This window comes from Thermaerobacter composti (genome assembly GCF_033582035.1).
In the GTDB taxonomy this organism is placed as follows: domain Bacteria; phylum Bacillota; class Sulfobacillia; order Thermaerobacterales; family Thermaerobacteraceae; genus Thermaerobacter; species Thermaerobacter composti.
Window position 1 is genome coordinate 1,332,460 of record NZ_CP132508.1, and the last position, 22,585, is coordinate 1,355,044.

General features: G+C 76.2%; 18 protein-coding genes. 10 read left to right on the forward strand and 8 right to left on the reverse strand.

Going from position 1 to position 22,585, the window contains the following annotated elements; all coding sequences use genetic code 11:
- Nucleotides 1-117 precede the first annotated feature (117 nt).
- Entirely contained in the window at nucleotides 118-447 is a 330-nt protein-coding gene (locus Q5761_RS05260) for a hypothetical protein (protein ID WP_135225384.1), read from the forward strand.
- On the opposite strand, the gene Q5761_RS05265 is transcribed toward Q5761_RS05260, so the two are convergent.
- A complete protein-coding gene (locus tag Q5761_RS05265) occupies nucleotides 380-1,246 on the reverse strand; it encodes a hypothetical protein (protein ID WP_318751456.1) in 867 nt (288 codons plus the stop codon). The two genes, Q5761_RS05260 and Q5761_RS05265, sit on opposite strands and share 68 nt — an antisense overlap.
- A gap of 184 nt (nucleotides 1,247-1,430) precedes the next feature.
- Here Q5761_RS05265 and miaB point away from each other — a divergent pair, with 184 nt between their 5' ends.
- The 4 genes from miaB to miaA all read left to right on the forward strand — a co-directional run bounded on the left by miaB (nucleotide 1,431) and on the right by miaA (nucleotide 9,369).
- A complete protein-coding gene (gene miaB / locus Q5761_RS05270; protein WP_135225385.1) occupies nucleotides 1,431-2,984 on the forward strand; it encodes a tRNA (N6-isopentenyl adenosine(37)-C2)-methylthiotransferase MiaB in 1,554 nt (517 codons plus the stop codon).
- Nucleotides 2,985-3,047: 63 nt separating this feature from the next.
- A complete protein-coding gene (mutS, locus tag Q5761_RS05275) occupies nucleotides 3,048-6,290 on the forward strand; it encodes a DNA mismatch repair protein MutS (protein ID WP_413084579.1) in 3,243 nt (1,080 codons plus the stop codon).
- On the forward strand, nucleotides 6,235-8,409 hold the full coding sequence (gene mutL, locus Q5761_RS05280) for a DNA mismatch repair endonuclease MutL (protein WP_318751457.1): 2,175 nt from the start codon (nucleotides 6,235-6,237) through the stop codon (nucleotides 8,407-8,409). Before mutS ends, mutL begins: the two co-directional genes overlap by 56 nt.
- A 6-nt stretch (nucleotides 8,410-8,415) precedes the next feature.
- Nucleotides 8,416-9,369 carry a tRNA (adenosine(37)-N6)-dimethylallyltransferase MiaA gene (miaA, locus tag Q5761_RS05285; RefSeq protein WP_318751458.1) on the forward strand — a complete coding sequence of 318 codons (954 nt, stop codon included), beginning with the start codon at nucleotides 8,416-8,418 and terminating at the stop codon, nucleotides 9,367-9,369.
- 384 nt (nucleotides 9,370-9,753) lie between these two features.
- Here miaA and Q5761_RS05290 read toward each other — a convergent pair whose 3' ends face one another.
- The 4 genes from Q5761_RS05290 to Q5761_RS05305 all read right to left on the reverse strand — a co-directional run bounded on the left by Q5761_RS05290 (nucleotide 9,754) and on the right by Q5761_RS05305 (nucleotide 12,936).
- Nucleotides 9,754-10,155, reverse strand: coding sequence for a hypothetical protein (locus Q5761_RS05290; RefSeq protein WP_318751459.1), 402 nt, complete (start codon nucleotides 10,153-10,155; stop codon nucleotides 9,754-9,756).
- Between the two features lie 4 nt (nucleotides 10,156-10,159).
- A complete protein-coding gene (locus Q5761_RS05295) occupies nucleotides 10,160-11,005 on the reverse strand; it encodes a hypothetical protein (protein ID WP_318751460.1) in 846 nt (281 codons plus the stop codon).
- Nucleotides 11,006-11,281: 276 nt separating this feature from the next.
- Nucleotides 11,282-11,887 (reverse strand): GTPase domain-containing protein, encoded by a 606-nt coding sequence (locus Q5761_RS05300; protein ID WP_318751461.1) that lies wholly within the window; start codon nucleotides 11,885-11,887, stop codon nucleotides 11,282-11,284.
- Complete coding sequence (locus Q5761_RS05305) at nucleotides 11,884-12,936, reverse strand: AAA family ATPase (RefSeq protein WP_318751462.1); 1,053 nt, start codon at nucleotides 12,934-12,936, stop codon at nucleotides 11,884-11,886. Before Q5761_RS05305 ends, Q5761_RS05300 begins: the two co-directional genes overlap by 4 nt.
- A gap of 361 nt (nucleotides 12,937-13,297) precedes the next feature.
- Here Q5761_RS05305 and hflX point away from each other — a divergent pair, with 361 nt between their 5' ends.
- Nucleotides 13,298-14,764, forward strand: a complete 1,467-nt coding sequence (hflX, locus tag Q5761_RS05310; protein WP_318751463.1) for a GTPase HflX — start codon at nucleotides 13,298-13,300, stop codon at nucleotides 14,762-14,764.
- A gap of 130 nt (nucleotides 14,765-14,894) precedes the next feature.
- On the forward strand, nucleotides 14,895-15,446 hold the full coding sequence (locus tag Q5761_RS05315; protein ID WP_243123288.1) for a DUF456 domain-containing protein: 552 nt from the start codon (nucleotides 14,895-14,897) through the stop codon (nucleotides 15,444-15,446).
- Nucleotides 15,447-15,705: 259 nt separating this feature from the next.
- Here the strand turns inward: Q5761_RS05315 and lexA are convergent, their stop codons facing one another.
- Nucleotides 15,706-16,320 (reverse strand): transcriptional repressor LexA, encoded by a 615-nt coding sequence (gene lexA, locus Q5761_RS05320; RefSeq protein WP_413084582.1) that lies wholly within the window; start codon nucleotides 16,318-16,320, stop codon nucleotides 15,706-15,708.
- A gap of 463 nt (nucleotides 16,321-16,783) precedes the next feature.
- Here lexA and Q5761_RS05325 point away from each other — a divergent pair, with 463 nt between their 5' ends.
- Nucleotides 16,784-17,431 (forward strand): LysM peptidoglycan-binding domain-containing protein, encoded by a 648-nt coding sequence (locus Q5761_RS05325; RefSeq protein WP_318751465.1) that lies wholly within the window; start codon nucleotides 16,784-16,786, stop codon nucleotides 17,429-17,431.
- Between the two features lie 363 nt (nucleotides 17,432-17,794).
- On the opposite strand, the gene Q5761_RS05330 is transcribed toward Q5761_RS05325, so the two are convergent.
- Entirely contained in the window at nucleotides 17,795-18,604 is an 810-nt protein-coding gene (locus Q5761_RS05330) for an enoyl-CoA hydratase/isomerase family protein (RefSeq protein WP_135225394.1), read from the reverse strand.
- Between the two features lie 289 nt (nucleotides 18,605-18,893).
- Nucleotides 18,894-19,859: a zinc-dependent alcohol dehydrogenase family protein gene (locus Q5761_RS05335; protein WP_207669859.1), complete on the reverse strand. Its 966-nt coding sequence runs from the start codon at nucleotides 19,857-19,859 to the stop codon at nucleotides 18,894-18,896.
- A 264-nt stretch (nucleotides 19,860-20,123) separates the two neighbouring features.
- On the opposite strand from Q5761_RS05335, the gene Q5761_RS05340 reads away from it, so the two are divergent.
- Nucleotides 20,124-21,560, forward strand: a complete 1,437-nt coding sequence (locus Q5761_RS05340; protein ID WP_318751466.1) for an MFS transporter — start codon at nucleotides 20,124-20,126, stop codon at nucleotides 21,558-21,560.
- Between the two features lie 98 nt (nucleotides 21,561-21,658).
- Nucleotides 21,659-22,462 (forward strand): metallophosphoesterase family protein, encoded by an 804-nt coding sequence (locus Q5761_RS05345; RefSeq protein ID WP_318751467.1) that lies wholly within the window; start codon nucleotides 21,659-21,661, stop codon nucleotides 22,460-22,462.
- The last annotated feature ends 123 nt before the right edge of the window (nucleotides 22,463-22,585 follow it).

Sequence of the window (22,585 nt, forward strand, 5' to 3'; positions counted from 1 at the left end):
CGTGGCGCCGGTCGGCGGGGCCCGGGCCGGCGGCGCGTCCCCGCGCCGCGGCCGTCCCGCCCCCGCATGGGCTGGGGCGCGGATGCATAGACCTCCCCGCAGGGGGGGTCAAGCTCGATGAGCCGTTCCGCCCGATGGTCCGACCGCTCCCGGGGGTCGTCCCCGTCCGCCGCCGGGCGGGTCGGGGCGGCCGGTGCGGCGACCAGCGAGTGGCAGTATCGGGTCCTGCTCCTGGAGCGCCGGGTCGTGACGCTGCGGCGCAGCCGTCGGGTGCTGCTGGAGCTGCTGGCCACCCAGCAGGCGTACTACGAGGCGGAGGTCGACCGCCTGCGCCGGCGGGTGGACGAGCTGGAGCGGCAGCGCCAGCGCCTGCTGGCGTTCATCCGGCGGCGCCGGGTGCTGGTGGGAAGGGCGGCGGCGGAGGCAGGCGGCGCGCCGCCGCCGTGAACATCGACTCGGGTCCCGTGAAGCCGCAGAGCTCGCAGCGCACCGTCAGCTCGGGACCGCCGTCGGCGGCCGTCGCCAGGGTGGGGCCCGACCGCCACTGCTCCACCTGGCCGGTGTGGGGATCCTTGCGGACCGACCAGAGCACCGGCCAGGCCAAGTCGAAGGAGGCCCGGTTGCCGGTGCAACGCGGACACGCGTAGGGCGGTCGGTGGCTGAGGGACGCCAGCGCCGCTTGCCAGGGCGGGACGGCCCCCGGGGCGGCCGGTCCACCGGTGGCCCAGGATGCGGCCCCGGGCCCAGCGGCCTCGCCGGCGGCCCGGGATGGGGCTCCGTGGCCAGCCGCCTCGCCGGTGGCCCAGGATGCTGCCCCCTGGCCAGCGGCCTCGCCGGTGGCCCTGGAGGGGGCCCCGGCGCCAGGCGCCTCGCCGGTAGCCCAGGGCGCGGCCCCGTGGCCGGCCGCAGCGGCATCCGCCGGGACCCCGCCTGCAGCGGAGGCGGCCGTTCCACGCGCATCCCCCGCCGGCGGATCGGCCACCCGCGCCCCGGCGGCACCCGTGGTCGCCCCGTCGCCGCCGGTCCCGGCGCCCGCGGCCGCCACCGCGCCATGGCCTGCCGTCGCCGCTGGGCCCGCAACCCATGGGGATTCCCCACCCGCCCCGATCCCCTCGTCCACCGCCTCCGGCCGATCCGTCGCCCCGGCCGACGCACCCGCGCGGGGGTCGCCCTCCCCGCCGGCCGCCGGATCGGGGCCGGCGGTGCCGCCGGCCGGTTCGTCCCGGTCCACGACCATCACCTCCACCGGGGCTTCCCATCGGTCTACGCCCTAGGTTTCCCGCCGCCGCGCCGGGGCACGCGGGTCCCGGCGCCGCGGTGCCCTGGGCGCGAGGGCTGGCCGGCCCCGTGCCCCCGGCCGGAGCGTCCGCATTGCCCGGCCCGCGGCCCAGCGTCCATAATCAACAGAGGACCGAAGGAGGAAGCGAGCCATGGAGACCCTGCCCCTGATGCCCGGGCCGTCGGCGCGGGCCCTCGACTACCGCGCCCTGCAGGCCCAGTGGGCCGCCCGCTACGGCGCATACCGCGACGAGCAGGGCGTCTGGCGCCTGCCCGACGGCCGCACGCTGGCGGAGTCCATCTTCGGCAAGCCCCGGCCGGCGTACAAGATCCTGACCTGGGGCTGCCAGATGAACGAGCGGGACAGCGAGATCCTGGCCGGGCAATTAGAAGAGATGGGCATGGTCCCGGCGGGGCTGCTGGACGAGGCGGACCTGGTGCTGCTCAACACCTGCGCCGTGCGCGAGACGGCGGAGGAGAAGGTCTTCGGCACCATCGGCTACCTCAAGGCGTTCAAGCAGAAGAACCCGGAGATGATCCTCGGGCTGTGCGGCTGCATGGCGCAGGAGGAGGCCACCATCCGCCGCATCCAGCGGTACTACCCCCACGTGGACTTGGTCTTCGGCACCCACAACGTCCACCAGCTGCCCCAGCTGATCGAGCGGGTGCGGCGGGAAGAGGGCATGGTGGTGGACGTCTGGCAGGCGGCCGAGGGGGTGGTGGAGCACCTGCCCTCGCGCCGCGCCGGTGGCGTGAAGGCGTGGGTCAATATCATCTACGGGTGCGACAAGTTCTGCACCTTCTGCATCGTGCCCACCACCCGCGGCCGCGAGCGCAGCCGTCGCCCGGAGGACGTGATCGCCGAGGTGGAGTACCTGGCCGCGGAGGGGTACAAGGAGGTCACCCTGCTGGGTCAGAACGTCAACTCCTACGGCAAGGACCTGGGCATCGGCTTCGACTTCGCGGACCTCCTGGCGCGGCTCGACCGGGTGCCGGGGATCCGCTGGATCCGCTACACCACCTCCCACCCGCGGGACTTCACGGACAAGCTCATCCGGACCATCGCGGAATCCGACAAGGTGACCGAGCACTTCCACCTGCCCGTGCAGTCGGGGTCCAACCACGTCCTGCGCTGGATGAACCGGCGCTACACCCGGGAGTACTACCTGCGGCTGATCGAGAGGATCCGTACCGCGGTGCCCGACGCCTGCATCACCACGGACATCATCGTCGGTTTCCCGAAGGAGACCGAGGAGGACTTCCAGCAGACCCTGGACCTGGTGCGGCAGGTGGAGTTCGACAACGCCTTCACCTTCATCTACTCGCCGCGGGAGGGCACGCCGGCCGCCCGCTGGCCCCAGCTGCCGCGGGAGGTCAAGCAGGAGCGGCTGGAGCGGCTGATGGAGGTCCAGTACGCCATCAACCTGCGGAAGAACCAGCGGCTGGTCGGCCAGCAGGCCGTCGTCCTGATCGACGGGCCGAGCAAGAAGAATCCGCAGGTCCTCAGCGCCCGGACGCGGACCAACAAGCTGGTCCTGGTCCCCGGGGATGCGGCCTGGGCCGGCCGGTTCGCCCGGGTGGCGATCACCCGTGCCCAGACCTTCACCCTCGAGGGGCGGGTGGTGGAGCTGCTGCCCGACGACGCGCCGGAGATCGGTCGGCACGGCCAGTTCGCGCCCTACGTCGCCGTGGCGCAGGGCGCCTGACGGCGGGGTGCGGGACCGCGTCGGGACGTCGGTCCCAGGGCGGGGGGTGGCAGGCTGACGCCGATGGCGCAAGGGGATGCGACGCAGCGGGACAAGCCGGGCCGCGAGACGCCGATGATGCGGCAATACCGGCAGTGGAAGGAGCGCTACCCGGACTGCATCCTCTTCTTCCGGCTGGGCGACTTCTACGAGATGTTCGGCGACGACGCCCGGCTGGCGGCCCGGATCCTGGACATCACCCTGACCTCGCGGGAGACGGCCAAGGGCGAGCGGGTGCCGATGTGTGGGGTGCCCTGCCACGCCGCCGACCAGTACCTGGCCCGGCTGGTGGAGGCCGGCTACCGCGTGGCCATCTGCGAACAGGTGGAGGACCCGCGCCTGGCCCGGGGGCTGGTGCGCCGGGAAGTGGTCCGGGTGGTCACCCCGGGCACCCTCTGGACCGCCAGCGGCCCGGAGGAGGGGCGCTACGTGGCGGCCCTGGCGGTGCCCGAGGGCGGCCGCGGCAGCGGGCGCAGCCGGTGGCCAGGCGGTGGGGGGGAGGGCGGGGAGCCCGGCACGGCGGCGCCGCACCGCGGCTCCTCCCCCGGCCGGCCGCAGGATCCCGGTGCCGACTCGCGGTGGACCACCACGCCGGCGCCCGCCGCCGGCGTCCCCGCGACCCCGGCGGCGGCCGGCGACGGGCCCGACGGCCCACCGGTGCTGGGGCTGGCCTATGCCGACGTGTCCACCGGCGAGTTCGTCATCGCCCAGTTGGAGGGTCCCCAGGCGGTCCGCCTCGCCCTGGACGAGCTGGCGCGGCTGCAGGCGGCGGAGTGCCTGCTGGGTCCCGGCTTCGAGGGTCCCGGCGCGGCCCGTCTCGAGCGGGCGCTGCGGGAGCGGGGCTGCGCCTTGAGCCGCTTGCCCGCCGGCCCCTGGCGGGTGCGGGACGCCGAGGCGGTGCTGGCGGACCGCTTCGGCCGGGCGGCGGTCGACCAGGCCCGCGCCGCCACGGGCCCGGCGGCGGTGGCGGCGGGCGGCGGGCTGCTCGCCTATCTCCGCGAGACCCAGAAGGTCGACCTGGAGCACCTCCGGCGTCTGCGCACCGACCCCCTCGACCAGTGGCTGGCCATCGACGCCAACAGCCGTCGCAACCTGGAGCTGGTCCGGCGGCTGCGGGACGGATCGCGGCAGGGCACGCTGCTCGACGTGCTCGACCTGACGGAGACCGCCATGGGCCGCCGCCTGCTCAAGCAGTGGGTCGAGCGGCCGCTGGTCGACCGCCAGGCCATCGAGGCACGGCTCGATGCCGTGGAGGCGTTGGTGGCCGACCCGTTCCTGCGCAGCGACGTCCGGCGCCTGTTGGCCGGGGTGCAGGACCTGCCGCGGCTGCTGGGCCGCGTCGGCTATCAGCAGGCCAACGCGCGGGACCTGTTGGGCATCGCCCGCTCCCTGGAGCGGCTGCCGGAGCTGGCCGGGCGGCTCGATGGGGCGCTGCGGGGACGGCGGGCCGGCCGTCTCGAGGCGGTCAGGGCGGGCCTCGATCCCGACCTGGCGGCGCTGGCCCGGCGGCTGCGGGCGGCCCTGGTGGACGATCCGCCGACGACCGTGACCGAGGGCGGCCTGATCCGCGACGGCTTCCACCCCGAGGTCGACGAGCTGCGCCGGGCCATGCGGGAGGGGCGCGACTGGATCGCCGCCCTGGAGGCGCGGGAGCGGGAGCGGACGGGCATCAAGTCCCTCAAGGTCGGGTTCAACAAGGTCTTCGGGTACTACATCGAGGTCACCCGGGCCAACCGCCACCTGGTGCCCCCGGACTACGAGCGGCGCCAGACCCTGGCCGGCGCCGAGCGGTTCGTCACCCCGGAGCTCAAGGCCATGGAGAGCAAGGTCCTGGGCGCCGAGGAGCGCCTGGCCGCCCTGGAGCACCGCCTCTTCCTGGAGCTGCGGCAGGCGGTGGCCGCGGCCATCCCGCGGCTGCAGGCGGTGGCCGACGCCCTGGCGGAGCTGGACGTGCTGGCCTCCCTGGCCGAGGCGGCCGCCCGCTACGACTACGTGCGGCCGCAGATCGCCGCCGACCGCCGGCTGCGCATCAAGGCGGGCCGCCACCCCGTGCTGGACCGGGTGCTGGAGGGCCGGTTCGTCCCCAACGACATCGACCTGGACGGCCGCGAGGAGCGGGTCATGCTCATCACCGGCCCCAACATGGCGGGGAAGAGCACCTACCTGCGCCAGGTGGCGCTGATCGTGATCATGGCCCAGATGGGCAGCTTCGTCCCCGCGGCGGAGGCGGAGATCGGCCTGGTGGACCGGATCTTCTGCCGCGTCGGGGCCAGCGACGATTTGGCGTCGGGCCAGTCGACCTTCATGGTCGAGGTGGCGGAGACGGCGCTGGCCGTGCACAACGCCACGCCGCGCAGCCTGATCCTGCTGGACGAGATCGGCCGCGGCACCAGCACCTTCGACGGCATCGCCATCGCCCGGGCGGTGATCGAGTACATCCACGACCGCATCGGCGCCCGCACCCTGGTCTCGACCCACTACCACGAGCTGACGGGCCTGGCGGCCACCCGACGGGGCATCCGCAACTACCACGCCCGCGTGGTGGAGGACGGGGACTCGGTGCGGTTCCTGTGGCGCATCGTGCCGGGCGGGGCCGATCGCAGCTACGGCATCAACGTGGCGCGCCTGGCGGGGCTGCCGGTGGAGATCGTCGAGCGGGCCAAGGCGATCCTGGCCGAGCTGGACCGCCGCGCCGGGCCGCGCCAGCTGTCGCTGGCGGACCTGATGGCCTCCCCCGTGGCGGGCGCGGCGTTACGCGCCGCGGAGACGGGAGGCGGGTTGGCGGAGGCGGGAGGCCGGTCCGCGGAGGCGGGCGGCCAAGGGGAGGGCGCCGGGCGGACCCCCGCGGCTGCGGGCGCCGCGCCGCGGGGCGAGGCCGCGGCCGCCGTCGAACCCGCGTCAGACGAACCAGCGGCCGCCGGCCGCACCGCGGAGGGGCCAGGATCGGCGGCCGCCGCCGGCATGGCGGCCGCCGGCAGGGCGGGGAGCCCCTCGGCGGCGGCGCCGGCCGGCGCCGGCGAGGGCTGGGAGGCGGCCGGCGAGCTGGCCCTGGCCCGGGCCTGGCTCCATCGGTTGGCGAGCCTCGACCTTAACCGCATGACGCCCCTCGACGCCATGAACCTGCTGTACGCGTGGCAGCGGCGCCTCCGCCGCGAGCGGTGGACGCGGTCCGCCGAGGACGCCGGCAGCGCTGCCGGCCAGGAGGGAGCCCATGGGCAGGATACGGCGGCTGGATCCGCAGGTGATCGACCAGATCGCGGCCGGTGAGGTGGTCGAGCGGCCCGCCTCGGTGGTCAAGGAGCTGGTGGAGAACAGCCTGGACGCCGGCGCCCGCAGGATCCGCGTCGCCGTCGAGGCGGGCGGACTGCGGTCCATCGTGGTGGCCGACGACGGCTGCGGCATGGATCCCGAGGACGCGGTCCTGGCCCTGGAGCGCCACGCGACCAGCAAGATCACCCGCCTCGACGACCTGGTACACGCCGGCACCCTGGGCTTCCGCGGGGAGGCCCTGGCCGCCATCGCCTCCGTCGCCCGCGTCGAGCTGCTGACCCGGGCCGCCGACGCCGACGCCGGCTGCCGCGTGGTGGTGGAGGGGGGGACGCGGCGCAGCGTCGGCCCCTGGGCCAGCCCGCCGGGCACCCGCGTGACGGTGCGGGACCTCTTCTTCAACACCCCGGCCCGCCGCAAGCACCTCAAGGGGCTGGCGGCGGAGTTCGGCCGCATCGCCGACGTGGTCACCGCCCACGCCCTGGCCCGACCGGAGGTGCGCTTCGAACTCTGGCACGACGGCCGTCCGGTGCTGCAGACCTCCGGCAGCGGCGACCGCGCCGTCGCGGTGCTGGAGTGCTTCGGGCCCGACGTGGCGGCGGCCCTGATCCCCGTGGCCGGCCGACGCGACGGGTACCGGGTGGAGGGGTACGTGGGGGCGCCGCGGGTGGCGCGGGCCAGCCGGGCGTGGCAGTTCATCAGCGTCAACCGCCGGCCCGTGCAGGTGGCGAGCCTGCGCTTCAGCCTGGAGAACGCCTACCGGCACCTGCTGCCGGCCCGCCGGCATCCCGTGGCCGTGATCGAGGTCGCCGTACCCGGCGAGGAGGTCGACGTCAACGTCCACCCGGCCAAGCTGGAGGTCCGCCTCGCCCGGGAGCGCGCGGTGGCCGGCCTCCTCTACGAGGCGGTCCGCGAGGCGCTGGCGGACCGCGACCTGCTGCGACCTGGCGCCGGATGGGGACGGGAGGCCGAGCGGGCCGGGCCGCCCCGCCCCGGCGCCGGGGCCGGGCGGCCCGGCGCCCCGCGGTTCGTCCGCGGCGCCACCTGGGCCGGGGCCAGCGGGGCGGCCGCCGCGGGCGGGGAGGCGGGCGGCGGGGCGGGGGACGGCCAGGCCCTCCCGGCCTGCGGCCCCGCGGGGCCGCAGGCCGGGCGCGCTCCCGGGCGGGGCGCCGACCCGCCGTGGCAGTCGGCGGCCGCGGCCGCCGAGGGGCCCGGCCCCTACGGGACGCCGGCTCCGGTGGCGGCATGGGTCGAGGTCTTTGGCCGCCACGGGGCCCCCGGTGCCGGCGGCCCCGCCCCACCCGGCGAGGCGACGGCGCCGGCGGCCACGGGGCCGTGGCCCGCCGGACGGGCGGTCGCCGACGGCCGCGACCTCCTGCGGCACCTCCAGCCCCTGGGGCAGGTGGTGGGCACCTACCTGGCCTGCGCGGGTCCCGACGGCCTCTACCTGGTGGACCAGCACGCGGCCCACGAGCGCATCTACTTCGAGCGCTTCCTCCGGGAGGGCGACGCGCCGGGCGGCGTGCCGGCGCAGGTGCTGGCGGTGCCCGTGGTGGTCGACCTGCCGCCGTCGGAGGCCGCCCTGCTGGTGGAGCACGCCGCCGCCGTGGCGAGGCTGGGGTTCCGCGTCGAGCCCTTCGGCCCGCACGCCGTCGCGGTCCGCGCCGTGCCGGCGGCGCTGGCCGACCGGCCGACGGCGGCCCTGCTGAGCGATCTCCTCTCCCGCCTCTTGACCGAGGCGGTGCTGGGCGAGGGGGACGGCGCCGTCGCGGGTCGGGATCATGGGCCGCCGCCGGATCCGGGGGCGGGGGCAGCCCGGGGGCGGGTGCGGGCGTCGTCGACGGACGGCGCGGGGGACGGCGCGGGGGCGACGCCCGGGTCGGCGGGCACCCCCGCCTCCCTGACGGCCCTCGACACCGAGCGCGCCGCCCGCATCCTGGCCGCGTGCAAGGCGGCCATCAAGGCGGGGGACCGGCTCCATCCCCGGGAGATGGCCCAGCTGCTGGCCGACCTGGCCGCCTGCCGGCAACCATATGCGTGCCCCCACGGGCGGCCGACGGTGATCCGCCTCGGCGTCGAGGAGCTGGAGCGCCGCTTCGGCCGCCGCGGCGGAGGGTGATCCGGCGTGGACCCCTCGCCGGCACCGCCCCTGATCGTCATCGTCGGGCCGACGGCCGTCGGGAAGACGGAGCTCTCGCTGCTGCTGGCTGAGCTGCTGCCGGTGGAGGTGGTGTCGGCCGACTCCGCCCAGGTGTATCGCGGTCTCGACATCGGCACCGACAAGGTGGACCCGGCGGTGCGGCGCCGGATCCCCCACCACCTGATCGACATCCGCGACCCGGACGAACCCTACAGCGTGGCCGACTTCCGGCGGGACGCCGCGGCCGCCATCGCGGACATCCGCAGCCGGGGGCGCTTCCCCGTGCTGGTGGGCGGCACGGGGTACTACGTGACCGCCCTGCTCTTGGGGTACGAGTTCCAGCCGGTTCGTCCCGATCCGGCGCTGCGCCGGCGGCTGGAGGAGGCCTACGAGCGGCTGGGGCCCGAGGCCCTGCACCGGCAGCTGGCGGCCGTCGACCCCCAGCGGGCGGCGGCGATCCACCCCCATGACCGCAAGCGCCTGGTGCGGGCGCTGGAGATCTGGCATCAGACGGGCCAGCCGCCGAGCCGTTTCGTCCCGTCCCGGCGCGCGTCGCCGGCCTTCGACGCCCGGCTGTACGGCCTGACCGACCACCGGCAGCGGGTGTACCGCGCCATCGCCGCCCGGGTCGACCGGCAGCTGGCCCGGGGGCTCGTGGACGAGGTCCGGCGGCTGCTGGCGGCGGGCTACGGGCCCGAGCTGCCGGCCATGCAGGCGCTGGGCTACAAGGAGATCGTCGGGTACCTCCGGGGCGAGTACGACCTCGCCGAGGCGCGCCGGCGGCTGATCCGCAACACCCGTCGCTACGCCAAGCGCCAGTGGACCTGGTTTCGCCACCAGCTGCCGGGCGTGCGCTGGTTCCACCGCTCCCAGTGGTCGCTGCCCGCCATCGCGCGGGCCATCGCCGAGGAGGTGCGGGGGGAGCGGGGGGGAGGGTGACGGTGGAGCCCACCGTCCGCACCCGGTAGTCGGTCCCTTCCGTGGTGCGAGGGGAGGGTGACGGCGGCGCGCCGCCCCGGCGGCGCGCCCGCGGCTGGGGGCCGGGGGCCGCGGGCGACGCCGGCCGCCAAGTGGTCCGTGGTCTCGATGGGGCCGGGCGTCCAGCGCCTTGGCCGTGCTCCAGCCTGGCGAGGGCGGGGCGGTCTGCGGTCCCGAACCGGCCGGGCGTACAGCGGCTCGGCGTTCCCGTGCCCGAGCGTGGCGAGGGCGCAGCGGCCCGCGGCCTCGAGGCGGCCTGGCGTCCGCGGTGGCCGGCGCCGAGGCCCGAGGGTGGCGCCGACCGGGGGTGGGCGGGTCGGGCGGGGGCCCGGCGCGACCCCGACGTCATGGGCGAACCGGGCCGCCGGGCCCATCGGGCTCGGGATCCGCGGGATCCGGCGCCGCCCGGCCGCCCGCACGCCGCGCCGGCGCCCGCGGCCCCGGAGCTCCGCGCTGCGGGGCGACCTTGTCCCCCCGTGGGCGCCCGTCACCGCCGGCCGCCGCGGCCGCGGGGTCGCCGTCGCAGACGGGGCAGGCGCCGCGGACCAGGGCCTCGGCGCGCAGGAGGAGGGGGGCCTCCGCCCGTCCCAGGCGGTATCCTTCCCGACGGCCCCGCCGCCGGCCGACGGCGTAGCCGAGGGCCACGGCGAAGAGCAGGGCGCCGACGGCCGCCGCCCATGCCGTGGGCCCCTCCGGGCCCGCCGGCCGCGGGGCGGCGGCCATGCCCGCGGCGACCCATCCGGCCATGGTCTCACCCCTCCGGACGATGGCCCGGTGCGCCGGGGTCGGCGACGGGTGCGGCGGCGCCCTGGGGTGCGGGCTCAGGCTCCGCGACCCCGCGCGGGGCAGCTCCCGGGGCGTCCGGCCCGGCCCGCCCGGGGCCGCCCCGCCGCCCCAGCAGGCCGGCGGCCAGGGCCACGGCGCCCGTGGCGGCGGCCCGCACGGGATCCCAGGTCGCGGCCAGCCACCCCAGGGCGAGGGCGGTCAAGAGGGCTTCGCCGGGGCCCAGGCGGACGGCCCAGTTGCGCCGCGGCCCCGCCGCGGCCCCGACCCCGGGCGAGCCGGGCAACCCGGGCCGGACCGCCGCGGCCCGCCGTCCCGGCCCCCCGCCCGCCGCCGCGCCCAGGGCGCCCGGCGATCCGGCCCCCTCGCGGCGCAGGTCGACCCAGTCGTCCAGCAGCTGCACCGCGCCGATCAGGGCCAGAGCGGCCAGGGCGTCAGGCACACCTGCCGTCAGGACCGCCAGCGCCACCGCCAGGGCCGTCTCCTGCCACGCCCGCAGGCCGAGGGGGAGCCGCTGGCCGGCCCCGTGGGCCATGCCCCAGGCGTAGCTGGCCCAGAACAGCGACAGGGCGTCCCGCGGCGAGAGGGCGGCGGCCAGGGCGAAGGCGGCGAGGGCGTACGCGACCGCGGAGCCGCCGAGGGGGACCGCGACGTTCGGCTGCCCCGTCACGGCGTCCTCCTGCTGGTCGAGGACGTCGTCCATCAGCTTGACCGCGATCCCCGTGGCGACGACGGCCAGCACCCGGGCGGCCACGGGAGGCGCCCCCGGCGGCAACCACCCCGATGCGAGCCACCGCCCGAGCTCGGCCGTCATGTCCCCACCCCCGCCATGCCCCCACCCTCCCCGCGCCCCGACCCTCCTGCGGAGGGACGGGGCGCCCCGCCGCCCTCCGCAACCCGCCGCGACCGCCGTCCCGCGCCCGTGCCCGGTGACCGGGGCCGGGCGGCAGTCACCGGGTGCCGGGCGGGGGCGCCCCGGACCGTCGCCGCCTCGCGCCGCCCGACTCCCCCGCAGCCCTCCCGGCCGGGGCCGGCCGCAGCCCTCCCGGCCGGCGGCGCCCGAAGGCGGCCCGGGGTGCGGGCCGCGTCCTCACACGTACCGGGCCACGAACCGCCGCACCTCGCGGAACCCCGTCCGCTTCAGCGCCGAGATGGGGAACACGGGCCGCCCGTGGAAGACCCGGCGGATGGTGACGAGGCCCGCCGCGGCCGCGGGCAGGTCCATCTTGTTGGCCAGGACGGCGTAGGGCGCCCGCAGGGGCAGGTAGCGGGCGATCTGGACCTCCACCTGGGCGATGGCCGCCCGCCCCTGGCGTCCGACGCGGTCGGCGTCGACCACGTGCAGGACCGCGTCCGCCAGGCGCAGCGCCCGGAGGGTCTGCGCCACCGCGAGGCGCACGTGCCGGTCCTCGTCGATGCCGTCCACCAGCCCTGTGGAGTCCGTCAGCACGACGACCCGGGCCCGCTTGCGGGCGGGCAGCGACACCGCCAGCGACTGCAGGCCGCGGGTGGTGTGGGGCTCGTCCCCCACCAGCAGCGGCCGGTCGCGCTCCACGTGGCAGGGCCGGGTGAAAGTCCCGCCTTCCGCCGCCTGCACCGTCATCTCCGCCCGCTCGACCCCGAGATAGCGCGCGAAGTTCAGCAGGAAGAGGGTCTTGCCGGCGTTGGCCTGACCGATGATCAGGGCCGTCCTCACGGCCACCCCTCCCCGCGGCCGGGGGCCGGGTCGAAGTCCGCCGCGGTCAGGCGCATGAGCTCTTCCCGCCCGGCGCCGGGGCGCTCCAGCAGCCGCACCGCCTGCCGCCGGATGGCCCGTTCGATCAGGTTGCGCACGGTGCGGGCGTTGCCCGAGCGCTCGCCGAAGCCGGGCGGCAGGGCGAGCAGGATCTCCCGCAGGCGCTGCTCCGCGCCGGCATCCAGCACGTACTGGCGCTGCCCCGCCATCTGGTGGGCGATGGCCACCAGCTCCTCCACCGTGTAGTCCGGGAAGGTCAGGTGGATGGGGAATCGGGAGCGGAGGCCCGGGTTGGTCTGGAGGAACCAGGCCATCTCCTGCCGGTACCCCGCCAGGATCACCACCAGGCGCTGCCGGTGATCCTCCATCTGCTTGACCAGGGTGTCGATGGCCTCCTTGCCGAAGTCCTTCTCGCCGCCCCGGGCCAGGGAGTAGGCCTCGTCGATGAACAGCACCCCGCCCAGGGCCTGGTGGATGACGTGGCGGGTCTTCTGCGCCGTGTGGCCGATGTACTCGCCCACCAGATCCGCCCGTTCCACCTCCACCAGGTGGCCCCTCTCCAGGACGCCCAGGGCCCGGAGCAGTCGGGCCAGGATCCGGGCCACGGTGGTCTTGCCGGTGCCGGGGTTGCCGGTAAAGACCATATGCAGCGTCAGGGGTTCGTTGATCAGGCCGACCCGGGAGCGGCGCTCGCGCACCGTGACGTAGGCGCGGATCTCCCGGATCACCCGCTTGACGTGATGGAGGCCGATGAGGGCGTCCAGGTCGGCCAGGGCCGCCTCGATCTCCCGCTCGCGCTGCCGTTCGTCCTCGGTGACCGGCGGCGCCGGTTCCCGCTCGAGCCGATGCAGGTAGTCCACCGCCTGGGGCGGCGCGATGCGCCCCTCCTCGATCCAGCGCAGGACCTCGTCGGGCGACGACGGTTGCGGCGGCCGCCGCGGCAGCTGTCCGTCCCGGCGCGGTGGCATCCGTCCGTCCCGGGAGGGGTGGGGGAGCACGACGCGTTCCATGGAACCACCTCCGGCCGGCATCGTTCCAGTCTATTCCCCGGCAGGCCCACCGGTGCGGGACGGCGCCGGGGGCGCGGCGGGCGACGGGCCGCCGCGGGAGGGTCCGCGGGGGCGGTGGTAGAATGGCGATGGGACGCGGCCCGCGGTCCGCGGCACGGGGCCGGGCGGCGGCACGCCGAGGTGCCGGCGCCGGGCGCCGGGAGGCGATGCGGCCCGGCGAGGGCCGCGAGGCGCCGCCAGCCCGCCAGCGGGACGAACGCGGCCGCGCCCTGGGCGGTCCCGCATGCCCGCCGCCGGGAGGTGGCCCATGGGACGAGGACGCGAGCCGATGGAATCCGCCGGTGAGGAGGCCAGAGAGCCCATGGCGCCGGGCGCGCCTGCGACGTCGGCCGTTCCTGCGGCGTCGGCCGCGGCGGCGGCCGGGCCCCAGGACCCCCGAACGGCCCAGGAGCGCCGCGGCCCCGAGCGCGCCTTGCTGGTCGGCGTCGCCTGGGGGCGAGGGGGACGGCTGTCCTTCGACGAGCGGATGGAGGAACTGCGCGAGCTGGCCCGGTCGGCCGGCGCGGAGGTGGTGGGGGAGATCCGACAGCGCCGCGGTCGACCGGACCCCGCCACCCTGATCGGCCCCGGCAAGGTCCAGGAGGTGGCCGAGGCGCGACGCCGGCTGGAGGCCGACGTGATCATCTTCGACCGCAACCTGACCCCGGCGCAGCAGCGCAACCTGGAGCGGGCCATCGGCGGCAAGGTGATCGACCGGACCCAGTTGATCCTGGACATCTTCGCCGCCCGCGCCCGCACCCGCGAGGGGCAGCTGCAGGTCGAGCTGGCTCAGCTCCAGTACCTGCTGCCGCGCCTGGTGGGCATGGGCGAGGCGCTGTCCCGGCTGGGCGGCGGCATCGGGACCCGCGGTCCCGGCGAGACCCGCCTCGAGGTGGACCGGCGGCGCATCCGCCGGCGCATCGCCGAGCTGCGGCGCATGCTGTCCGAGGTGCGTCGCCACCGCGCCGTGCAACGCCGGGGGCGCCGGCGGGCGGGGATCCCGGTGGTGGCCCTGGTCGGCTACACCAACGCCGGCAAGACCACGCTGCACGCCGCCCTGGTGCGGCGCTTCGGAGAGGCCGCCGGCCCCGTGACGGCGGGCCGGGATCGCCTGTTCGACACCCTGGATCCCACGGTGCGGCGGGTCGTCTGGCCCGGCGTGGGTCCCGTCCTGGTGGCGGACACCGTCGGGTTCATCCACGACCTGCCGCCGCAGCTGATCGCCGCCTTCCGCGCCACGCTGGAAGAGGTGCTGGACGCCGACCTCCTGCTCCACGTGGTCGACGCCTCCCAGCCCCGCTGGCCGGTGGACGTGGAGACGGTGGAGGCCATCCTCGACGACCTCGGCGCGCGGCAACCCCGGCTCCTGGTGATGAACAAGATGGACCGGGTGCCGGGCTGGGGACCCGAGGCGAACCGGCCACCCGCCGACGGTCCCGTGGGTGGCGACGGCCGGGGGGCGCCGGGGGCCGGCCGGGATGCCGGTGCGGTGCGCCTGTCCGCGCGCACCGGCGAGGGGCTGGAGGCCCTGGCCGCGGCGGTGGCCGCCCTCCTCGAGCGGGGACGGCGGCGCGTGACGGTGTGGGTGCCCTACCGTCGCCCGGATCTGAGGGCGCGCATCCACGCCGCCGGCTCCGTCCTGGCGGAGGAACCCGGCCCCGACGGGTGGGCGGTGACGGCGCTCCTCCCGGAGGCGGAGGTGGGTCGGCTGGAGCGGTCCGGCTGCCGCCTCGTAACCGCCGCCGGCACCGCCGCCGGCGCCGCGGCCGGGGCGGAGGCCTCCTCGTGACGCGGGCGTCGGGGCCGCCGGGCGAGCGCACCGCGGGGGACATCCGGCTGCGTCGGCCCGATGGACGCCCGGCGGCGCCGGCCCGAACGCGACGGGCGCCACGGGCGCACGGCTGAAGGGAGGCGGCCCGGTGGGAGCGACGTCCATGCGGCCGGGGGAAGCGGGCTGGTTCGCGGCGGCGATCGGGGCGGATCCCGGCGGGGCGCCCTGGTGGCTGGGCGCCCTGGCCTCGCTGGGCATCGTGGTGGGCCTGCTGGGTACGCTGGTCCCCGTGCTGCCCGGCCTGCCGCTGGTGTTCGTCTCCATCGCCGGCTACGCCGTCGCGACGGGCTTTCGCGTCATCTCCGCGACGGCTTTGGGCGTCATGCTCGTCGCCACCGTGGCGGGGATGGCCCTGGAGTACGGCCTCGGCCCCGCCGCCGCCCGGCGGCGGGGTGCCAGCCGAGCCGCCTTCTGGGCCGCCATTCTGGGGGGCCTCGTCGGGGGCGTCACCTTCCCGCCCTGGGGCATCGTCCTCGGCCCGCTGGCCGGGGCGGTCCTGGGGGAGCTGCTGAGCGGCCGTACGTGGCAGCAGGCGCTGGCCGCGGGCTGGACCACGGTGGTGGGCCTGCTGGTGGGCTTGCTGCTGGAGCTGGGCATCGGGCTGGCGATGGCGATCTACTTCTGGACGCGCGTGTTCTGAAGGTGGACGCGCGTTCGGATTCTGAAGGGCGTGCCGGAAACCGTACGCACCGCGGCGGAGCGGCGGGCGCCATAGGCCGAGAAGGGCGCCGTTGGCCGGCAAGGTGGCAAGTCAGGCCGGCAAGGGGGCAAGTCAAGACGCCGCTTGCGCCAAGCCCACCCCCGCAGCGCCCGAGCCCGGTCCCCGACCGCGCCCTGTCCCAGCCGGGACCCGTCCCCGACCGCACCCGTCGGCCGAGCAGGGGCTCCACGGGCTCGGCTCATGCCATCCGGCGGAGCAGCGCCACCACCTTTCCCAGGACGCGGACGTCGCGGACCCGGATGGGCTCCATCGCCGGATTCTCCGGCTGCAGCCGGATGCCGTCGCGTTCGCGGTAGAAGCGCTTGACCGTCGCCTCGTCGTCCAGCAACGCGACGACGATGTCGCCGTTCTCGGCGGTGTCCTGGCGGCGCACGATCACGTAGTCCCCGTCCAGGATGCCGGCACCGATCATGCTGTCGCCGCGGATGCGAAGGGCGAAGACCTCGCCTTCCGGCAGGAGGTCGGAGGGGAGGGGGAGGACGTCCTCGATGTTCTCCACCGCGAGGATCGGCCGACCCGCCGTCACCTGACCGACCAGGGGCACCGCCACGGTGCGCGTGCGCACGCCGGCCTCGCCGCGCACCTCGATGGCCCGCGGCTTCGTGGGATCTCGTCGGATGTAGCCCTTGCGCTCCAGTTGGGCGAGATAGGTGTGGACCGTCGAGGTGCTCTTCAAGCCGACCGCCTCGCCGATCTCGCGCACCGACGGCGGGTATCCGCGCTCGCGCACGGACGCCTTGATGAACTCCAGGATCTCCCGCTGACGGCGGGTGAGTTCCTCCAACGCCGGCACCTCCTGCCATGGCCATCCGTCGCGTCGGCCGGGAGCCGGATCCCAGCGAGGGCCCTCGCCACGGGCCCCATGGGTCCTCGCCAGGGCCGGGCCGCCTCCTCGGTGCCCCCGACCGCCCCGCACGGCTGGTCCCCCGGAGCCGGGCCGGCCCGTCGGGGGACGTCGGGGGCCGCTTGCGGGCCGACCAGCGGGCCGAATATAGGTTCTGCAAACAGGCGTTCCATCCGGGTATTCGTGGCCGCCGACCCGATTCCTCCTACGCCCGGCTCGATTCCTGCTGCGCCCGTCGCGTTGCTGCACCCTGCGCCCGTCGCGTCGCCCAGCCGCCATGGTCCGCGCTGCCTACCCGCCGGCCGGCGGCCTCCCCTCCAGGGCGTGGCGAGAGGAGGCTTGACGAGGGAACACACGTTCCCTATCATGGGGGCATCGGCAAAACGGGTGTTCGGTCGAGGGAGGGGACGGCATGCTGGTGGGTCGGGCGCAGGTGCGGTGGGCGGACCCGGTGACCCGGGGGTCGGTCCGTTCGGAGGGCCGGGGGATGCGGACGAACGCGGCGCCGACCGCCACCGTCGAGGCCTTCGGCCCCGGCGGTGGCGGGGAAGGCGTCGACCGCCTTCGCCGGCGCGCCATGCAAGCGCCGGCGGTACGGCGGCGTCGGTACCGCTGGCGGGCGACGCGGCGCCCGGCGATGGTCGGCCTGGTGCTGATCCTCCTGCTGCTCGGGGCGCTGGGGCGGGAGAGCGAGCCGTCCAGCACGGCGCCGGTGCCGACGCCGATGGCGGCGGCCCGACTCGCCCGAGACGCGGGGCCCGCGTCCCGGATGGACCTGGCTGCCGGCATCGCGGCTGAGGGAGCCGCAGCAGGCGGTGACGAGGCCGCGGCCTCGCCGGTTCGCGGCCTGGGGGCGGTGGATCGCGTGGACGGTGACGGGGCCGTGCAGGTGGTGGTTCGTCCCGGGGACACCCTGTGGGAGGTGGCGCAACGGCTCGGCCGACCGGGTCGCGATCCCCGCGAGGGCGTGGCGGCGATCATGGAGGCCAGCGGCCTGTCCACGGCGGCGCTGCGGCCGGGGATGGTGCTGACGGTGCCGGCCGACTGGGTCGGCCGCTGACCGCCGGATCGAAGCCGGCGGCCGGTGGCAGCCGCCGGCCGCCGGCCGCTGCCGCCGGCCGCCGTCGGCCGCCGTGCACCGTTGGCGGGCAGCGGTCCGCCCGTGAATCCGCAGCGGTCCCCAAAGTGCGCAGCCCTAAGTTCGCATAAGTAGCATTATGTTAACTAACGCGTGGCGAGCCGACCTCCTCGCGCACGGCCGCCCTGGGTCGTGGGCCTTCGAGGGCACCCGCCACCCAGCCGACCGGCCGGCGCTGTTCATCAGCCTCGCCAAGCTGGCAAGCCGGAGCCGCTGGCCTTGGCCACCGGCGTTGGATCCGCGCGGCGCCGCGGCGCGGGGAGCCAACGTTACAGCGGCGACCCCCTACAGCGGCGACTCGGATCCGAACCGCGGCGGCCGCTTGGCGCGCAGCGAGGCCAGCCCTTCTTCGGCGTCCGGCAGCGTGAAGCCCAAGAACTCCAGGGCTGTGGACGTGTCGAAGATCGGGCCGGCCCACCGCAACCAGTTGTTGAGCGCGTACTTGGTCCAGCGGAGGGCCGTCGGGCTGCCCTCGGCCAGACGTCGGGCGATGGACAGGGCGGCCTCCCGGGCCTGCCCGTCGTCGACACAGAGCGACACCAGGCCCATGCGTTCGGCCTGCTCCCCCGTCAGCGGTTCGTTGAGGAGCAGGTGGTACTTGGCCTTGGCCATGCCGATCAGCAGCGGCCAGATGATGGCGGCGTGGTCGCCCGCGGCCACGCCCAGGCGGACGTGGCCGTCCAGCAGCCGGGCGCTGCGGGCCGCGACGGAGATGTCGGCGAGCAGCGCCACGGCAAGACCCGCGCCCACCGCCGGGCCCTCGATGGCGGAGACGATGGGCTTGGAGCAGTCGATCACGTTGTAGACCAGGTCGCGGGCCTCCTTCCACACCCGCACCCGCGTCTTCGGGTCCTGGATGATGGCCTCCACGAGGCGGAAGTCGCCGCCGGCAGAAAAGGCCTTCCCGGCACCCCGGACCAGGACCACGCGCACCGCGGGGTCTTCGTCCAGGTCGCGCCAGATCCGGGTCAGCTCCGAATGGGTTTCGGCATCGACCGAATTGAGGGTCTCCGGCCGCTCGAGCACCACCTCGAGGATCCCGGGCTCCGCCCAGGCCAGCCGCAGCCGTCCATACCGCGCCCACCACGCCGACATGGACCCTTCCCCTCCCCGCCCGTTCGTCCGCCGAATGCCGTCGGCGCCGCACGCGAGCCGTCGACCCGGCAAGTCGCCACGATAGGAAAAAGGACGGGGAGGAGTTCGGCCACCCGGTGGCCGAACTCCTCCCATCCCCCTCGACCTCGCGATGCCCGGCTCCTCCCCGCCGTCGCCCCGCGAATGGGCTCGGAGTCTCGCTTGCGGCCCGCGGGCCCCCTCACGGATCACGGTCGCGGAAACGCCGGCTGGTGCCCTCGCACGTCCGTCCCGCGACGTCCCAGGGGGCTCAGGGGCGCACCCGCAGGACGATCTTGCCGCGAACGCCCCCCTCCTCCAGCCGGCGATGGGCCTCGGCCACCTCCTCGAGGGGCAGGACGCCGTCCAGGGCGGGGCGCAATTGGCCGCCCTCGATCAGGGTCCGCAGTGCGTCCAGCTTGTACCGGGCCCGCTCGAGGAAGAGGCCGTGGATCGTCAGGTTCCGGAAGTAGGCCGGGCCCAGGTTGACCTGCCCGCCCAGGATGCTCACCACGCGGCCGTGGGGCCGGGTGACCTCGAAGCTCCGGCCCAACACGTCGCCGCCCACCGTATCCAGCACCAGGTCGACGCCCCGGCCGTTCGTCTCCCTTTGGACGACCTCGACGAAGTCCTGGTTGCGGTAGTCGATGACGCGATCGGCCCCGAGGGACCGGACGAACTCCATGTTCTCGGCCCGGGCCGTGGCGTAGACGAAGGCGCCCGCGGCCTTGGCGATCTGCACGGCGAAGTGGCCCACCCCGCCGGCGGCACCGTGGATCAACACGGTCTCCCCGACCCGCAGCCCGCCGCGGGTGATCAGGGCATCCCACGCCGTGCCGCCGGCCAGCGGCACCGCCGCCGCTTCCGTGTGGGACAGGTTCTCCGGCTTGCGGGCGACGATCTCCTGCCGGGCCACGTGGTATTGCGCGTAGCTCCCCGGCCGCCCGCCGAAGATCTCCGGCGTGTAGTAGACCTCGTCGCCCTCCTTGAAGTCCGTCACGCCGGGACCCACGGCCGCCACGACCCCGGAGACGTCGTAGCCGATGATGGCCGGCGGCTGGACGCCTGCCCACGTGCCGTTGCGCCGGATCTTGTAGTCCACGGGGTTGACCGAGGAGGCATGGACCTCGACCAGGACCTCTCCCGGTCCCGGCTCCGGGATCGGCACCTCCCGTTCCTCGAAGACCTCGGGCCCGCCGAAGGAACGGATGAACATCGCCTTCATGGTAGCGGCCATGATCTTCCCCCCTGCTCCGCTCTCCGGGTTGCCGACGCCTTGAGGCCCGGACGAGGGGGGCGGACGACCCGGAGGATCGTGCCCCACCCGTCGCCGGAGGCCTGGCCCGGCCCATCCCGCGGCCCACGCCCCGGTTCCCCGGCGATGGGCCCCTCCCACCGCGTATCCCATCGCCGGCAGCGTCGTCAAGGGATGGCCACCGCCCGCCGAGCCCTGGCAGGAGCAGGCCCTCCCCCTGAGGAAATCCCAGGGCGGAAAGGGGCGATGGCTACGAAGACCGGCGGACCCCCGCGGACCGGCGGCACCGGCGGCGAACCCGGCGCCGGGCTCGACCGCCGGCCCCAGCGGCGATCGGGGCGCCGGGCCGGACCGGCCGATGGCAGGCCCGACGCACCGGGGGCTCCACGCAATCGCTGGCTGCTTCTCGCCCTGGCCACCCTCCAGCAGGCGGGGCTCACCGCCGTGCGGTTCGGCATCCCCGTGGTGGCTCCCTTCGTCCGGGCCGACCTGGGGCTCTCCCTGTCCACCACGGGGATGGTCCTCGGCGCCTTCGACCTGGGCGCCCTGCTCACCTTCTACCTGACCGGCCGGCTGACCGATCGCTATGGCGAACGGCGGGTCATGGCCGCCGGGGCGGTCCTGACGGGGGTGGTCACCGCGGCCGCAGCCCTGGCGGGCCGCGGCCTGGGCGCGCTGCTGGCTCTGTTGGTCCTGGCGGGGACCGGCTTCCCGTCCAGCCAGGTGGCGGGCAGCCACGCCGTCGTCGGCTGGTTTCCCGTCCGCGAGCGCGGCCTGGCCATGGGCATCCGCCAGGCGGGCCTGCCGGCGGGCGGGTTCGCAGCCGCATTGCTGCTCCCCGGCCTGGCGAGCGGGTGGGGCTGGCGGGCCGCGCTCCTGATGGCCGCCCTGGCCTGTGCGGCCAGCGGGGTGCTGGTCGGGCTGGTTCTTCCCCGGGACGAACCCGGCGCCACCCGCGGGGCCACGGCGGACGCCGGCGTGCCCACCGCCGGCGGGACGGGCGGCGGCCGGAGCCAGCGGCAGCCGGCGGACGCCGGCGGGAGGGCCCTGGTCGGGTGGTTCCTCCGGCAGGCGCCCCTGGTGTGGGTGACCCTCGCCGCGTGTCTCCTGGCGGCCGTCCAGTTCTGCCTGACGGGCTACCTCCCCCTCTTCATGGAGGACGTCTTCCGCTGGTCGCCGGGGGCGGCGGGGCGGCTCCTGCTGGTGGTCCACCTGGGCGGGATGCTGGGGCGGCTCGCCTGGGGATGGGCGTCGGATCGGCGGTTCGCGGGGGAGCGGACGCGGCCCATGGCCGGGGCGGCCTGGACGGGGCTGGTGGTCGCCACCCTGCTCGCCCTCGTGGCGCTGGTGGGACGCCCGGAGGGGGGTGCCGCGGCGGCAGGGGCGATGGTGGTCCTGGCGGCCCTCGGCGGCTTCGGTTGCCTGGGCTGGAACGGGCTCTACACCACCGTGGTGGCGGAGTGCGCCGGGCGGCGGTCGGCGCCGGCGCTGGGCATGAGCATGACGGTGCTGTACGTCTTCACCATGCTGGCCCCGCCGCTGTTCGGCCGCGTGGTCGACGCCGCCGGCCACTACGCGGTGGCCTGGGGCCTGGCGGGCTGCCTGCAGATCCTCGGCCTCGGCGCGATCCGCGGCCTCGCCCGCGCCCTGAGGGGGCACCGACCGCCGGTGGCCGTGGCCTGAGGCATGGATGGGGCACCGTCAGCGCTGCCCGCAGCGGCCCGCGGCGATCCGGAGCGCCGAGCCCCCAGGTCGACGGCACACCCAGGAGGTGGAACGCGGTGAAGGTGGCGGTGATCAGCGACATCCACGGCAACGGGGCCGCCCTGGACGCGGTGCTGGCCGACATCGACGGCCGCGGGGTCGACGCGGTGTACTGCCTCGGCGACGTGGCCCTGCAGGGGCCGGACGCGGCCCGGTGCGTCGACCGGCTGCGGGAGCGGGCCATCCCCACGGTGCGCGGGAACACCGACCGATACCTGGCCCGCGGGGGTGGCGTGCCCAACCTGTCGCCGGCGGAGGCCGACGCCTTCCTGCGGCCGTGGCGCGAGATGCTGGGACCCGAACGGCTGGCGTGGCTGGGGGAGCGACCCGAGCGCCTCGAGGTGGAGTGGGAGGGGCTGCGCGTCCTGCTGGTCCACGGCTCGCCCCGCTCGGACGAGGAGCCGCTGCTGCCCTGGAACGGCGCCGGTGGAGGAACCGGCGGTGCCGCCGGGGCCGGGCCGGGTGGCGCGCCCGACCCGGAGGCGGAGGGACCGTTGGCAGGGGTCACGGCCGACCTGGTGCTCTTCGGGCACCATCACCGGCAGCTGGCCTGGCGCCAGGACGGGCGGTGGATGGTCGGCCCCGGCAGCGTGGGCATGCCCTTCGACGAGGATCCCCGCGCCGCCTACTCCCTCATCGAGGTGCGACCCACGGTGCGACCCACGGGCCGCCCGCCCGCCCTGGACATCGCGCTGATCCGCGTCCCGTACGACCTCGAGGCGGCGGTGGCCGCCCACCGGCGGGCCGGGCTCGCGGAGCACAACCCCCTCTTCCCCGAGCAGCTCCGCCAGGCGCGCCAGCAGCCGCGCCCACCCCGCTGAGGGGTGGGCGCGGCTGCTGCGGCCCGGGGCGTCGGCGCGGGATCTTTCCCAATATCGGGGCCGGATCGTGCCGGGACCCTGCCCGGATCGCGCCGAACCGTGGCCGGACCCGTGCCCGGACCG